Origin of the sequence: Rhizobium hidalgonense (assembly GCF_002914525.1) — a bacterium.
GTDB classification, from domain to species: Bacteria; Pseudomonadota; Alphaproteobacteria; order Rhizobiales; family Rhizobiaceae; genus Rhizobium; species Rhizobium hidalgonense.
The window spans coordinates 20,589-35,117 of sequence record NZ_LODW01000047.1 but is presented as its reverse complement, the minus strand read 5'-3'; the positions used below and the strand labels follow the sequence as shown (position 1 = coordinate 35,117).

The 14,529-nt window shown below is 57.3% G+C and carries 11 protein-coding genes and 3 pseudogenes; 9 read left to right on the top strand and 5 right to left on the bottom strand.

The genetic code is table 11. The annotated features are described in order from the left end of the window. The first annotated feature begins 459 nt into the window (after positions 1 to 459). Positions 460 to 1,899 carry a DUF1254 domain-containing protein gene (locus ATY29_RS09125; protein ID WP_097536114.1) on the top strand — a complete coding sequence of 480 codons (1,440 nt, stop codon included), beginning with the start codon at positions 460 to 462 and terminating at the stop codon, positions 1,897 to 1,899. 120 nt (positions 1,900 to 2,019) lie between these two features. Continuing rightward, positions 2,020 to 3,530: pseudogene (locus ATY29_RS09120) on the top strand (DUF1254 domain-containing protein). Positions 3,531 to 4,295: 765 nt separating this feature from the next. Here the strand turns inward: ATY29_RS09120 and ATY29_RS36815 are convergent. Continuing rightward, a complete protein-coding gene (locus ATY29_RS36815; protein ID WP_165779415.1) occupies positions 4,296 to 4,448 on the bottom strand; it encodes a hypothetical protein in 153 nt (50 codons plus the stop codon). A gap of 6 nt (positions 4,449 to 4,454) precedes the next feature. On the opposite strand from ATY29_RS36815, the gene ATY29_RS09115 reads away from it, so the two are divergent. The 7 genes and pseudogenes from ATY29_RS09115 (at position 4,455) to ATY29_RS09085 (ending at position 11,255) form a co-directional block, all read left to right on the top strand. Continuing rightward, positions 4,455 to 4,850 (top strand): response regulator, encoded by a 396-nt coding sequence (locus ATY29_RS09115; protein ID WP_244597384.1) that lies wholly within the window; start codon positions 4,455 to 4,457, stop codon positions 4,848 to 4,850. A gap of 55 nt (positions 4,851 to 4,905) precedes the next feature. After that, positions 4,906 to 5,763, top strand: coding sequence for a transglutaminase family protein (locus tag ATY29_RS09110; protein WP_097536112.1), 858 nt, complete (start codon positions 4,906 to 4,908; stop codon positions 5,761 to 5,763). 692 nt (positions 5,764 to 6,455) lie between these two features. Next, entirely contained in the window at positions 6,456 to 6,665 is a 210-nt protein-coding gene (locus ATY29_RS09105; RefSeq protein ID WP_003588915.1) for a cold-shock protein, read from the top strand. A 131-nt stretch (positions 6,666 to 6,796) separates the two neighbouring features. Continuing rightward, positions 6,797 to 7,067 (top strand): annotated as a pseudogene (locus ATY29_RS09100) (hypothetical protein). Next, positions 7,068 to 7,343, top strand: coding sequence for a hypothetical protein (locus ATY29_RS09095; RefSeq protein ID WP_097536110.1), 276 nt, complete (start codon positions 7,068 to 7,070; stop codon positions 7,341 to 7,343). A 27-nt stretch (positions 7,344 to 7,370) separates the two neighbouring features. Then, a pseudogene (locus tag ATY29_RS09090) lies at positions 7,371 to 7,849 on the top strand (site-specific integrase); the annotation flags it as partial. A 475-nt stretch (positions 7,850 to 8,324) separates the two neighbouring features. Further along, on the top strand, positions 8,325 to 11,255 hold the full coding sequence (locus tag ATY29_RS09085; protein ID WP_244597380.1) for an ATP-binding protein: 2,931 nt from the start codon (positions 8,325 to 8,327) through the stop codon (positions 11,253 to 11,255). Positions 11,256 to 11,298: 43 nt separating this feature from the next. On the opposite strand, the gene ATY29_RS09080 is transcribed toward ATY29_RS09085, so the two are convergent. The 4 genes from ATY29_RS09080 to ATY29_RS09065 form a co-directional block, all read right to left on the bottom strand. Then, on the bottom strand, positions 11,299 to 11,874 hold the full coding sequence (locus ATY29_RS09080) for a cupin domain-containing protein (RefSeq protein ID WP_097536108.1): 576 nt from the start codon (positions 11,872 to 11,874) through the stop codon (positions 11,299 to 11,301). 328 nt (positions 11,875 to 12,202) lie between these two features. Continuing rightward, entirely contained in the window at positions 12,203 to 12,511 is a 309-nt protein-coding gene (locus ATY29_RS09075) for a putative quinol monooxygenase (protein WP_097536106.1), read from the bottom strand. A gap of 144 nt (positions 12,512 to 12,655) precedes the next feature. Next, positions 12,656 to 13,627, bottom strand: coding sequence for an alpha/beta fold hydrolase (locus ATY29_RS09070; protein ID WP_097536104.1), 972 nt, complete (start codon positions 13,625 to 13,627; stop codon positions 12,656 to 12,658). A gap of 134 nt (positions 13,628 to 13,761) precedes the next feature. Continuing rightward, entirely contained in the window at positions 13,762 to 14,517 is a 756-nt protein-coding gene (locus ATY29_RS09065; RefSeq protein ID WP_375164727.1) for an alpha/beta hydrolase, read from the bottom strand. Positions 14,518 to 14,529: the final 12 nt, after the last annotated feature.

The following is a 14,529-nucleotide window of genomic DNA, read 5'->3' as shown; positions in this document are numbered from 1 at the left end:
TGCTCGTGGGTGTAGGCATTCACTCTCGTGGACTTCCAAGGATCAAAAGAAAGGAACGATAATGCTCGCTGGCGCTGAAGTTGCCTCCATACTGGTATGCTACGGTAACATACTTGCGCTTTTCCGATCCTCTAGGGCAGGCTTCTTCCCTAAGCGGGCCGGAGACGGGGAGCCGCTCAACCATGGGGCACATTGTGACAGCGCTGAAAAGATCAGTCTCGTTACTCGTTCCAGCTATTCCGGCGTCCGCGGCAGGCGGCGGTCAAGCCTCCGCGGAAAAGACGTTCAAGAGTCCGAAGCTGAAAGGACCGCAGTGATCAAACAGTCGCCGAAGTGCCTCGAAGCGATGAACGGCACCGGGTGCGTTTGCCTGGCGGGCTTCGGTCAGCCACCGCAGTCGCTTTAACTTCTCCCACAATTTACAGGCGCTGGCCGCGATGAATCGGAAGGAAGTTGTTGATGCTTACGAAACGTACCCTGCTTCGCTCTGCTGCGATGGGCGCACTCGTCGCCACGACCGTGAAACTCACTCGGGCGAACGCAAAAAGCAGCGCCGATTGGCCAAGCCTGATGGAAGCAAAGGACATTGCCGAGGAAGGCTTCATCTACGGTCTGCCGATCGTCCTGAACTACGGCACCATGTACGAATTTGCCGTTGATCGGAAGTCGGGGCAGTTCAAGGCGCCGTTCAATCAGATCAAGAACCTATCCCATGTCTCTACGTATAAAGATACCGCCGTCGTTACGCCGAACAGCGATACGCCCTATTCGATTTTGTGGGTAGACCTGAGGGCGGAGCCGATGGTGGTTTCGGTCCCGCCGGTGGACCCAAAGCGCTACTACTCTGTCCAGCTTATCGACGGTAACACATTCAACTACGGCTATATTGGCAGTCGCGCCACTGGAAGCGGTGCTGGCGACTACATGGTGGTAGGGCCGGAGTGGAAGGGAGTTACTCCCGCCGGAGTTAAGAAGGTGTTCCAGTCGACGACACAGTTTTCGTTCGTTCTCTTCCGCACTCAGCTTTTTGATCCGGGCGATATCGACAACGTGATGAAGGTGCAAGCCGGCTATAAGGCCCAGCCGCTTTCCGCCTATCTGAAGCAGCCGGCGCCTTCCGCTCCGCCACCCGTGAATTTTCCAAAGATCGACAAGAAACTCGCGAAAATGAACTTCTTCGCATATCTCGATTTTTGCCTGCAGTTCGCGCCTGCGCTCGAGAGCGAGAAGGATATCCGCGCGAAGCTTGCGCGCATCGGGATCGGTCCAGGAAAGACCTTCAGCTTCAAGGATCTCCCTATTGAGCACAAGGCGGAAATTCTTGTCGGAATGAAGCAAGGCGAACGAAAAATCGACGAGGCCGTCGCGAAAGGCGGCGTGTCGCTCAATGGATGGCAGGTCAACTCCTTCTTTGGCGATGCCCAGTTCTACAATGGCGACTGGCTAAAACGCGCCGCGGGCGCCCAGGCAGGCATCTACGGCAACGATTCGGAAGAGGCGGTCTATCCCCTCACGCGAGTCGACGATGACGGCAAGCCGCTCGACGGCAGCAAGCACAACTACACGCTGACCTTCGCGGCGGATCAATTGCCGCCGGTCAACGCCTTCTGGTCTGTGACAATGTACGATGGCAAGACCCAGTTGCTGATCAAGAACCCGGTCAATCGCTACCTCATCAACTCGCCGATGTTGCCGGGCATGAAGAAGAACGCCGACGGATCGCTGACGCTATACGTGCAGCACAAGTCGCCGGGCGCGGAGAAGGAATCGAACTGGCTGCCGGCGCCGAACGGTCCGATCTATACGGTCATGCGGCTCTACTGGCCGAAAACGGAAGCGCCTTCAATTCTGCCCGTCGGCAAGGGCGCGTGGCGACCGCCCGGTGTCCATGTGGCGTAATAATCCTCAACCTGCTGATGCACGGTGCCGGATCGGGTGCCGCTCAGCACGGACCGCTATAAAGGATGGACGGTGATGAAACGCGACCTGAAACTGACCGGCTTTACTGCGATCGCACGAATGACGAGCCTTCTTTGCGCCACCACCGCGGTTGTGCTGATGGGCTTGGGCACCGCTTCTGCCGAGACGGCGCCGAAGATGAAAATGACGACACCGATACCAAATTCGATCATCACGCCGCAGAGTGTGGACACGAGGCTTGGCAAGCTGAACTTTTTCGATGGCTTCCCGGATCACGCCACGTCGGAGAAGATCTATGACAATCTCGACTCATGCGAGGCGTCGACGCTTTTCTCAATGCCATGCCCGGCGCATCGGTTGAAGCCATGAGGGTTGGATTGGCCAGCCAGGGCGCCGACAACAACCAGACCATCCTGATCTTTGGAAATCTCATGGATTCGCATTCGCTGTTCCTGACCGGCAACACCGAAAGCATCTACAATCTGATGTGGCTGGACACCAAGGCCGGTCCGCTGGTCATCGAGACGCCACCCAATATCCTTGGCATGATCGACAATCACTGGTTCGAATATGTCGGCGACGTCGGCAATGCCGGTCCGGACAAGGGCAAGGGTGGAAAATACCTGCTTTTGCCGCCAGGCTATAAAGGCGAGATACCGGATGGCTATTTCGTATTGCGGACGTCAACCTACGGAAACCTCTTTTTTTGGCGCGGCTTCCTCGAGAACGGCAGCACCGCGACCGCGGTCGAAAAAACTAGGAAGTTCGCCAAGGTTTACCCCCTTTCTGAAGCTGACAACCCGCCGCAGATGAAGATCATCAACGTCTCCGGCAAGGAGTACAACACCATCCATGCCAACGACTTCCATTTCTACGAGGAAGTAAACGACATTGTCCAATACGAGCCGAACGAGGCCTATCACCCGGAGGTGCTGGGACAGCTCGCGGCCATCGGTATTGAAAAGGGCAAAACCTTCGCACCCGACGAGCGGATGAAGAAGATCCTCACTGAAGCCGTGGCTGTCGGCAATGCGACAGCCCGGACCATCACGTTCAAAACCCGCATGAAGGACGCCTATTATTATCCGGGCAGCGCCTGGTTCACCGGCTTTGTCGGTGGTAGCTACGAGTTCCTTATGCAGCCCGGCGTTCGTTATTTGGATGCCCGTGTCCTCTTCCACTACTATGCGACGGGGATCACGCCGGCCATGGCGATAAAGCACGTCGGCATCGGTTCGCAATACGCCGGTGCCACGACCGACAAGGACGGCAAGCCGTTTGATGGCGGCAAGACCTATAAGATCCATCTGCCGCCAAACATTCCGGCAAAGGAGTTCTGGTCGTTCGTCGTGTATGACAATCAGACGCGCTCGATGCTGCAGACGGACCAGCAATTCCCCAGCATTGGCAGCGACAAGAAAGACATTGTGATCAACGCGGACTCCTCAGTCGACGTCTGGTTCGGCCCGACAGCGCCGGAAGGCCATGAGGCTAACTGGGTCCAGACAGTTCCTGGCAAGGGCTGGAACGTTCTTCTTCGTCTCTATGGCCCGCTCGAGCCATGGTTTGACAAAACCTGGAAGCCGGGCGAGATCGAACTGGTGCAGTAAATGACAGGCCGCGCTGCAGATGCGGATCTCGCCGGTTGGCAGCTTGGTGCGTCCTCGCACTTCCCCGCGTCGCGGCGCAGCGCCGTACATGGGGCCAAGGTTATGCGCATAAGATCTGCGGAAGACTATCCTCCTGCGCCGAGCACGAGAATATGCCGGATCTGGGTTGTCGTTCTCTATAAGATGTGCCCGGCAGCTCATACTCAGCGGTCTGTGTTCTATCAGGTGCTTCCGTAAAACACGATGATCGGTTCGATCCTGTTCAAGGCGCGGGATGCGTTGGCGGGTGCTCAGGTTCTATCCTCATCATTTCCACCCGGTGAAGGCCGTGGAGGTTGCAATAATGGATGCGACCTTCTCCAGGGTATATTGCTCATCGAGGAGGAATTTCTGGACGCGCCGTTCCAAGTTCGAATCCCGGCAAGGAATTCCGCTGCAATGCTAATCAGCTATCGTCCTAGCGAACGCGGGCGGGCAGGCAAGCTGGTTTTGCCTGAGCCGAACAGTCGAATTCGCGGCCATAGTCGTCGAGACGCCGCGCCGGAGCCACCAACCGTCAGGCACTTGCCAGGGTGACCCGGAGCGCATCTCCTTCTTCATGCTTTTAAACCCTGAAGTCCCAAGCGGGTCGTTCTGGTCGTGGTTCAAAATGAAATCGGAGCCCAGGCGGAATTGGTGGCAACGGTGGTGAGCAGGGCTGTTACCCGCGTCATGATCGCAGCTAACGTCCGCCTGTCAGGAGCGGGATCGACGACGCGGATGCGCTCAAGGGATCGGCCTGTCGAGGCGCCAGCTAGGATTGAATTCCGAGACGTATAGCGCTTTATGTTGTTGCTGCACCGCAACATTAATGATTTGATAGTTCTCGTCGCGAAACTCTTTTGCCGGGAGCCAAGTTTGTTCAACGGTGATGATCAAAAACATGTGATCCTGATAGTCGAAGAGGCCCGGAGCATCCGCGCAGAAGCGGTGGCTGCGTGTAAAGCGTCTGGTTATGGGACGGCCGAGGCGTCCAATGGCGCAGATGCGTTGGAGATCCTAGAAAATCGGGACGATATCAGTCTCGTATTCACCTCCGTGAATATGAAAGGCCCTCTAGATGGTGTCCAGCTCGCGGTACGCGTTCATACAAGATGGCCAAAGCTAGCGATTGTTATGACGTCGGGGGTCGTAAATCTGCGACAGTCGTTGCTGCCGCAGCGCTTTAGATTTGTCAGGAAACCGTATGCTACCAAGCCCCTAATGACTTGCTTCAAGCTCCTTATTGAATCCGGATATCGCGAAGAAGTTTCGTTGCCGCAAGCCAGAAGCACTTTGTGAGCACCGTTTCGCTGGCCCAGGCTGGGATAGGACTGAAATCTGACGGCCGGAAATCATGACGAAACTTCAGATCAATCATCGAACGACCTATCGTTACTCCCGGGCCGTCGGACTGCTTGCCCACCGCCTGATCCTGTCGCCCCGGACCGACAAACAGCTTCGAACCTTGTGTTTCAGCATTGACTGTTCCGTGAGCGGATCGATTGGCTGGGCGAAGGACGTTTTCGGCAACACGATCGCGACGGTGGCATTTTCTGAACCGACCTCCGAACTGACGATCTCGAGTGCAGCCGTAGTCGAGCAGACCGCCGACCGGTGGCCGGTCTTCAATATAGACATCTCGGCGCATGCTTATCCCTTCACCTACTCGACCGACGACAAGACCGACCTCGGCGCATTTGCTGCCGCGACCTCTCCGGGTAATCGTGTGGCGGATTGGGCGCGAGCGTTCGTGGGCAGCCGCCCGACCGACACGCTTTCGCTCCTGAAGGACATCAATGCTGGCATTCTGACAAATGTCAGCTATCGCATCCGAGACGAGGAAGGCACGCAGTCGCCGCAACAAACACTGGAGCTGGCCAGTGGCTCATGCAGGGACATCGCAGCGCTTTTCATTGAAGCTGCTCGTTGCCTGGGGTTTGGTGCGCGCGCTGTCTCCGGTTACGTCTACGACCCGCAGGCATCTGTCGACGACAGCGGATCGACACATGCCTGGGCGGAAGTCTATCTTCCAGGCGCCGGTTGGATCGCGTTTGATCCCACCCACCGGCGTGTGGGAGAAGCATGTCTTATTCCGGTAGCATTTGCCCGCAGCAATGGACAGATCATGCCTGTTACCGGCGGATATACGGGAACGCCGGAGGATTTCGTGGGTTTGGACGTGTCGGTCAAGGTGGTCGAGATAGGCGAATAGCTGCAGATGACGTCGGCTGCTCTACCCAAGTCAAGTCATTGGTCCCATCGAAAGGTTTCGCCGCCGTTATTCACGAACTTGCAACCAACTTGCTGAAATATGGCGCACCTATCCGTGCCGGCCGGCACCTTGGACGTTTCCGGTAGCGATGATGAGAGGGATGTGACCATTACATGGGCAGAGCGTGGCGGTCCGCCCGTCAAAACCTCGGACGACATCATCGAGTTGGCAGTTCGATGTCAAGCGGGCTGCTGCCGATCAACTCGCTGGCACCCTCAATTCTGAGTGGTCCGAAGCAGCGGCGATCATCACTCTCGTTATGAGCAAAGCCCGCCTGGTCGTTTGGCGCCGGTGGGCGACATCACGCTACTTCCGTTCATTGAACTCGTCTCGGCCCGCCGCGCAGACGACTACGGTTTTGGTCAACATCATTTACAGCTGATCCCGGATCTTGCATTGACGTAGCGGAAAACGGATGCAACCTCAAGGGGAGCAATATTCAGCGCGAAAGCTTTTCGTTGACCGCAGGATCCGCATCGGCTATAGGTAAGTCATCGAGATTTGCTTGCTGAACTTTGGTTACCGCGCGATTGGCACCGCGCCTTGAACGAACTTCCCTTTCAAAAATCGCTATAACCATCCGTATCGCCCTGGCGCTGCGGTTCTTCAATAATGCTATGAAAGGGTTCATTATGACCACTGGCACCGTTAAATGGTTCAATTCCACCAAGGGCTTCGGCTTCATTCAGCCTGACAATGGCGGCGCTGACGCCTTCGTTCACATCTCCGCCGTCGAGCGCGCCGGAATGCGCGAACTCGTCGAAGGCCAGAAGATCGGCTTCGATCTCGAGCGGGACAACAAGTCGGGCAAGATGTCCGCTTGCAATCTCCAGAACGCTTAAATCGATATCTGCTTCCCTTTGACCACGGATGTACTGGCACTGTCGGAAGCACGTTATCCATTCAAGGCCAGGCGATCTGCCTGGCCTTTTTGTTTTCGCTCGCCCTCACGAGCCTCAGTATCGGATCAACCATGACAGAGACATTCAGCAAATCCCGCCAGCGGGCGGAGATTGCCTTCGGCAACGTCCAGAGCCAGTTCTTCGCAAAAAACAAGGCGGTCGAGGAACTCGAATCCGACGTCCAATCGCAACAGGCAAAGACCTTGCGGCTTCGCGAAGGCGCGGCTTTCCAGGGAACGCAGCGACCGGGCCTCAGCAACGGCCGTTCTTGTTGCAAAACGCACCCGGGCCGGCTGGACCCCACACCGGGCCGACCGTGAACTCATCCTGAAGGAAGCTTGAATGGCGGACGATATCAAGGAACTCCAGTCGATCAATACGGCTTGGCAGATCGCCATTCAGGAGATTCTCCGGATGGTTATCAGGGACATGTATCACGGTGGCGGCGAGGCTTCGTTCAAGACGCACATCAAGCGTATCGAAGAGGCAGCCGTGGACAGCATTTACACGGACTTGCGGCTGCGCGGCACCAATGAATGGACTGAAGTCCTGGTCAAGGAACGGGCGAGCAATTTCGTGACGACGCTGCTGACTTCGTTTACCTATGAGCGCGCCTGAGCCTTGATGCAAATGGCGCTGGCGCGGCGTATCGTCGAAGAGGTTGCCCGCCTGCATGTCGACCAGTGGGATGCCAAGGAACGGATCATCGACTGGTCGAAGACCAAGAACCTGCAGCCGCATGCAGTACCCGTTCCCTCTCTCGCCGCTGAACTCATCGAGTCGATCAAGCCGAACGAGTACGGCTGGTACTTCCCTTCGGCAAAGGATCCGTCGATTCCGGTGAGCCATGCGACGTTCTACAGCTTCGTCTGGTGCCAGCGGGACCGTGGGGTTATCCCCCATGCTGCGAACCGGGATCTCCGCCGGACGTTCAAGACACTTGCGGGCAAGGCCGGCGTCTCCAAAGAAATCCGCGACCGGCTTCAGAACCATGCGCTGCAAGCCGTCAGCTCGAAGAACTATGATCGCTGGAACTATATGCCTGAGAAGCGCGCCGGCATGGCGAAGTGGCATAGTTCGTGCGTGCGATCCCAAGCAATGAAAAATTGAAATTTGTGGCATAAATATTCTATTATTACGTCATGTTATTTACTTTTCTTCATGTAATCATTCATTCTCTAATCCATTAGTCCAGCCTTCAGCGTGCCGGAACATTGGTTCCTCGAGCTACGACATTCAATAAAGCCATGCATCTGCTCCACCAGAAATCTAGTCAAAACGCCATAGGACGACTATTGTAGTTGAATCGCTTTTGATACGATTCAGCCCTACCAAAACACGGAAGGTTCTGGGTTCATTTCATCGAGATATTATGAATACTTCTTCCCCGTGCCATTTTATTGGTAACGTACTCCGTGGCCCTGCTTAGTGGTTCGACCGGGTTTATCATATCAATACTCACAGGGCGAACGCGAATGGCCTCATGAGCCGCACAGCTCCAGATGGCGAGATGTTGGTTTGCACCCTGCATGACTGCTCACCGAAGTGCTATTTAAATTTTCATGCCTACCAAGTGAGAACTTTCGAAGGAAAGGAACTATGACAAGCGACCTCGCTGACCGGTCTTCGCGGTCTTACTCCTTCGGGCCGTTCGTGCTAATTCCCGAACGCCAACTGCTCTTACGAGGCGAGGCGCCCGTTCGGATAGGAAGCCGCGCTCTGGACATCCTAACGGCGCTAGTCGAGCGGCCTGGCGAACTTGTGAGCAAACGCGAGTTAATGGCCCGCGCTTGGCCAAACATCATCGTTGACGAAGGTAACCTCAAGGTCAACATGGCGGCGTTGCGGCGAACGCTTGGGGACGGACCCGGCGCCGCGAAATATATCGCGACCGTGACTGGGCGCGGATATCAGTTCACTTCTCCCGTCCAGAGACATGGATCATCGGGCCTTGCAGCGCCCTTTCGTTCGCCAACGCCACGCAATCACAATTTGCCGATTGCGACATCGACGATGTTTGGAAGGGCAGATACGATTGGTGCTATTCGACGAGATTTGAAGGAATCGCGTTTGGTGTCGGTCGTCGGCGCCGGCGGTATCGGAAAGACGACTGTAGCGCTCGCTGTCGCAGAGCACGAACTTAAGGCGTTTAAGGATGGCGTCTGGCTTGTTGATCTGGCGCTACTGAAGGATCCGACCCTAACGCCCAACGCCATCGCGACAGCAATCGGTCTCGCGGTCCATTCCGCAGACGCTCTTGCCAGCCTGTGTGAATCCTTGCGCGATCGCGAGATGTTGCTCGTGCTCGACAGTTGCGAACACATCATCGACGCTGCGGCGTCCTGCGCAGACTGCATCCTGGCTGAAGTTGCCGGCATGAGGATCCTCGCCACCAGCCGAGAACCACTTCGAGTGAAAGGGGAACGCGTGCGAAGGCTGCCGGGATTAGGCGCGCCACCGAACTCGTCTCGGCTGAGCGCCGACGAAGCATTGTCATTTCCTGCTGTTGAGCTCTTTGTGGACCGAGCAACCGACAGCTTCGAACTGTTTGAGCTGCAGGACGTCGATGCGCCGGCCGTTGCCGAGATATGCCGAAGACTTGATGGTCTGGCGCTTGCAATAGAACTTGCCGCAACGCGCATCGATGCATTCGGAGTCGACGGTCTGCTGAAGCAGCTCGATGATCGATTCCGCCTTCTTGTCGGGCGGCGGGCGGGCCCGGAGCGGCATCGCACCCTGATTGAAACGCTCGACTGGAGCTACGGCCTGCTGACGGAAAGCGAGAGAGCGCTGCTACGCGCTGTATCCGTTTTCGCAGGTCTTTTCGATATCGAAGGCGCTTCGGCAGTTTCGAACGTCGCTTCCGCCGAAACGGCTGGCGCCGTGGCACAGCTTGCGGCGAAGTCTTTGCTTGCGTTTGATGTCGACACCGACGGGGTTGCTTATCGTCTCCTTGAGACAACGCGAGCTTATTGTCTCGAACGACTGCGGGTCAGCGGCGAGGATCAGATCATTCGCCAACGCCACGCGGAACATGTGTGCACGGTGCTCGAGCGGGCCACGGCCGAGTGGGCTGAACGACCGGCCCTTGAATGGGAAGCCGCTTATGGGCGCGTCCTCGACGATTTGCGCGGCGCGCTCGCCTGGACAGCTCAGGATACAGCGAATCGGTCTCTGCTCATCCGGCTGACCGTCGCCGGGCTCCTACTCTGGAACCATCTGTCGCTCACCGACGAATGCCGCGTTCATGTTTCGCATGCGATTGAAGAGCTTGGCCCGGCGGGACTCGCCGGGAGCGTGTTTGAGATGAAGCTTCAGGTATGGCTTGGTGGCGCTACAATGTTCACGCAGGGCCTCATGCCTCAGGCGAGAAATGCCATGCAACGCGCGTTGGACATCGCCGTTCAGATTGGCGACACCGACTGCCGTGTTCGTTGCCTTCGGCTGATCGGAGTATTCGAACTGTTCAGTGGCGAGAATGAAGCTGCCGTTCGCACGCTTGAGACTTTCGCCTCGGTTGCAGCCGCGGAGGTCCCTTCCGCCGTTTTGGAGGCGGAAGCAGCCCTCGGCATCGGCAATCTCTTCTCCGGTCAACTCCACGACGTCCGGCAACGCTTCGAACGTCGTCACCAGCTCAATCTGCAAGAGATCAACGATACCCAACGCTTAAGGTGGCACGTTCGATACCTGTCCGATAGGATCGTCGATGTGACGAATGTGTTGTCGCATGTCCAGTGGTTGACGGGCTCACCGGACACCGCCCTGGACACTGCGCGGGCAACAGTCGACTACGCGTCCAAGACCAAGCATCACCTTTCACTGGGCAATGCGCTCTCGTGGGTCTGTCCGGTATTCTATTGGACAGGACGTTATGAAGAATGTGATCGTTATGTCACCATGCTTGATGACCAGGCTAGGCGGCACGGATTCGACGTCCGGCGCCCGGTCGCCATGTTCTATCGTGCGGCATTGGCATGTGCGCAAAGCGCCGCCCGGGATGAGGAGGTCGAGAACCTCGAGCGAGCCATTGCGGATTTTCACAGAACGAAGCATTTGGCGCGATTGCCGTTCTACCTGGGCATCCTGGCGGACTTCCAGGCCGAGCAAGGTCGTCTTGATGACTCGGAAACCACGATCCGAGCCGCGCTCGACCGGGCAAATGCAAAAAATGACCTGTGGTGCCTGCCCGAGGTCTTGCGAGTCCAAGCCTCCATTCTGCTTGCTCGAGGCCAGGCGGACCGGGCAGAGGCGCAACTCATCAAGTCGATGGCGGTTGCACAGGAAATAGGTGCGTTGTCGTGGCAATTGCGTGCAGCCAATGACCTCGCACGACTCTGGCGCGCTGGGTCAAGGGCCGACGATGCCTACAAGATGCTATTGCCGATATTCAGCGAATTCATCGAGGGGTTCGAGACATATGATCTTGCTGTCGCCGCTGACCTGGTTGCCTCGCTCACACGCTCGGGAGACAGCGAGGCTAGCCCGCCCCTGATCCGACCTCGAAGCGGCCTGCCTTCGATCCCCTGTTAAAAAATTCTCCCAGCCCGCGCAAGAGCCGAGCATCGGCACCGGCCTATCGACGCGCAAGCGCCGCAGCGATCGGCGGCTCATATTGTCCGTCTATTTGGATGAACAACATGCGGCACGGTTTGCCAGAGCGGTTCGCCCAAGCGTGGTTGGTGCCGCGCTGGATTACGACGCTGTAGGGCTTGAGCAGCACTTCGGAATCGTCGAGCATTAGCGTCATCTCGCCCTCGATAACGAGGCCATAGTCAACCGCCTCGCTCCGGTGCATCATCGCGTGCGGCGAATCTTCCTTTACAGTCAAGCCGCCGGGATCGTTGACCTCGTTGAACAGCTCCTTCATCTGCAATGTGCCATCCGCGAGGTATTCGGCGTCTGGCGGCATGTCGACGAAACGGATGCGGGTGCCATGCTTCGGCGGCTGGTGCATCAGCGCGCCGGTGGTCGGATCGGCACCGTTGTCCACTTGCGCCGGCGTGCCGCGCGTCTCCCAAACCTCATGGAAGATCATCCCGGGAATAGCATTCAATTCGACGACTGTTGGTAGAAGGCCGTTGATCGCGACGATAGACTTGCCATCGGCATCATGTCCGGTGACGACGCGGTGGATTACTGGAAAGGACATGGCTATGCTCCTTGAGGGCAGATGGTGGTACTGTAGCGCGACATAGTAGCGAAGAGAGATGCAGTATTTCTAGAGTCGCGATAAGATACAGGCGATAGTAAACCAGCAGCAGAATAGGCGCTGCTTCAGCACCTGCCTCGCGATAGAACATCTCCAGCTCACCGAGATGACCTTCTTATATGGCACCCGGTGCCAGTTCATCGCTGGTTCCTCATGGCATAGCGGTTAGCACTCCCATTCTCAGGTATCGGAGATCGAGGGTGAGATTAAGCATGCATTTGCCGTGGTATGCCTCTGGAAGGCGCGTCCCGATCTCGCAAGTATAGTGCTACACACGCTCATGCCCGATCTCGATCGGACTCAGCACCAACGCCGTGCGGTCTGCCAGATCCCCGATCTGCGCGAGATAGTTCTTATAGTGGCGGGTCTCACGATGTGCTGCGACGGCTGCGCCATCCATATACAGTTCATCGAGAACGTAGCGGTCGGGACGAGACTGGTCCTGCCAAACATCCCATCGCAGATTGCCCGGCTCGGCTCGGCAATCCGACGCCATCCCGACAAGCAGTGCCTGCAGCTTCTCGGCCTTGTCTGGCCGAGAGGTAAGGATTGCGGTGATCTTAACGTGAGATGACATGGATGAAGCCTTTCAATCTCCGACATGAGCCAATCAAGGCGACGGCAGCTAATACCCGAGCCCCGGTTGGCCTGCGTCCAAAGTGAGCGGAAGTGTTGCAGTGTCCGCCTGAAATGACCGCCGGGGCGTGGCTATGACTCTCGACTAATGCCTTGCGATCTTGCGATCGAGGAAATCGCGGATGAGGGGCGCCATCTCATCCAGCTTGTCTTCAAGGGCGAAATGACCTGTGTCGAGGAGGTGCATTTCAGCGTCTGGAAGATCACGCAGGTAAGGATGTGCGCCGACCTCCGGGAAGATCTTGTCGTTCTTGCCCCAGACGATCAACGTTGGCGGCTTGCGTTCGCGGAAGAAGGCCTGGAACTGCGGGTAGAGCGGAACGTTCGTGCCGTAATCGTGGAAGAGGTCGAGCTGGATATCCGTATTACCCGGCCGGTCGAGCAAGGCCTGATCGTGAACCCAGTTGTCGGGGCTGATGCGGGTGAGGTCCTTGACGCCGTCCGTGTACTGGAACTTGGTGGTCTCGATGACCACCAGATTGGAGAGCGCCTCGCGCTTCTCCTTCGAATCGTCGGCCCAGTAAGCCTTGATCGGATCCCAGAACTCGCGCAGGCCTTCTTCATAGGCATTGCCGTTCTGGACGATCAACCCGCTCACCCGTTCCGGGTGCTTGAGAGCCAGACGGTAGCCGATCGGTGCGCCGTAATCCATGACATACATGGCGTATTTTTTGGCGCCGAGCTGGGTCATCAGCCTATCGAGCATGTCTGCATAATGACCGAAGGTATAGGCGAACTTGGTGTGATCGGGCGCATCACTCTGACCGAAGCCCGGATAGTCGGGTGCGATGACGTGATAGCGATCTGCCAGCAACGGAATGAGGTTGCGGAACATGTGCGAGGATGTTGGGAAGCCGTGCAAAAGCAGGACGACCGGGCCGTCGGCCGGGCCGGCTTCGCGATAGAACATGTCGACGCCATCGATCTTGGCCGAACGATAGTGCACGACTTCCGGCACCTGCTGGGTGATCGCAACCTGCTTGGCAGCGGCGACGGCTTGGGAAAGGGGAGCGATGCTGACAGTTGCCAGCATCAGGGAAATGATCAGTCGGTTCATTGTCATCTCCATAACTTGTTGAGGCTGAGCGCGAGGCCGGTTCCAATATTTGGAGGAAATCTCCTCGCACTGATCCAAGACGGCCGTCTTGCTCCACTCGTCGCGGCGCGGCGGCAGTACTCCGGGTGCCATAGCTACTTTGTCCCGGCCGCAGCGCTAGTGATGAAGTCGACGACATCTTTGGGATGCGACAGCATCACCGCATGGCTGCTCTGGATTTCGATGACCTTCGCGCCAGCCCTCGCGGCCATCGAGCGCTGTCCGCTAGGTGGAATCATGTGATCCAGCGCGGTCACCATGAAATAGCTCGGCTTCTGCTTCCAGGCTGGGCTGGTTATCTTGGTCTGAATAGACCCTAGCCCCCATGGCACCTGAGCTGCAGCCATAAACCGCGTCGTCGAGATATCGACATCGGCGGCAAAGGCGGCCGGAAACTTCGCCGGATCGACGAGGATGAAACCGCCTTCCGGCGGGAGCAGCGGAGCCCCCTCTTCGCCGGGGTGTGGTGCAGTTGCCAGATCGAATACCGATTCTCCCGCCGCCGGTGCAAAGGCGGCGATGTAGACAAGGCTCCTGACCTTCGTGTCGCCACCCGCCTCGGTGATTACGGCCCCGCCATAGGAGTGGCCGACAAGCACCACTGGATGCGTGGCATTCGCGATGACTTTTTTGGTCGCCGCGACATCGCCATCCAAGGTGATCGTGGGATTCTGGACGACCAGGACTTCATAGCCGTCCGCTGACAGCATGTTGTAGACAGACTGCCAGCCGGAGGCGTCGACGAACGCTCCATGCACAAGCACGATCGAGACTGGTTTCTCCGCGGCGGCGGAGGCGACAGGAGCAAGAGTAATCATGGCAGCGAGTAATCCCCAAATTGACCGTTTCATCAGTGTCTCCAT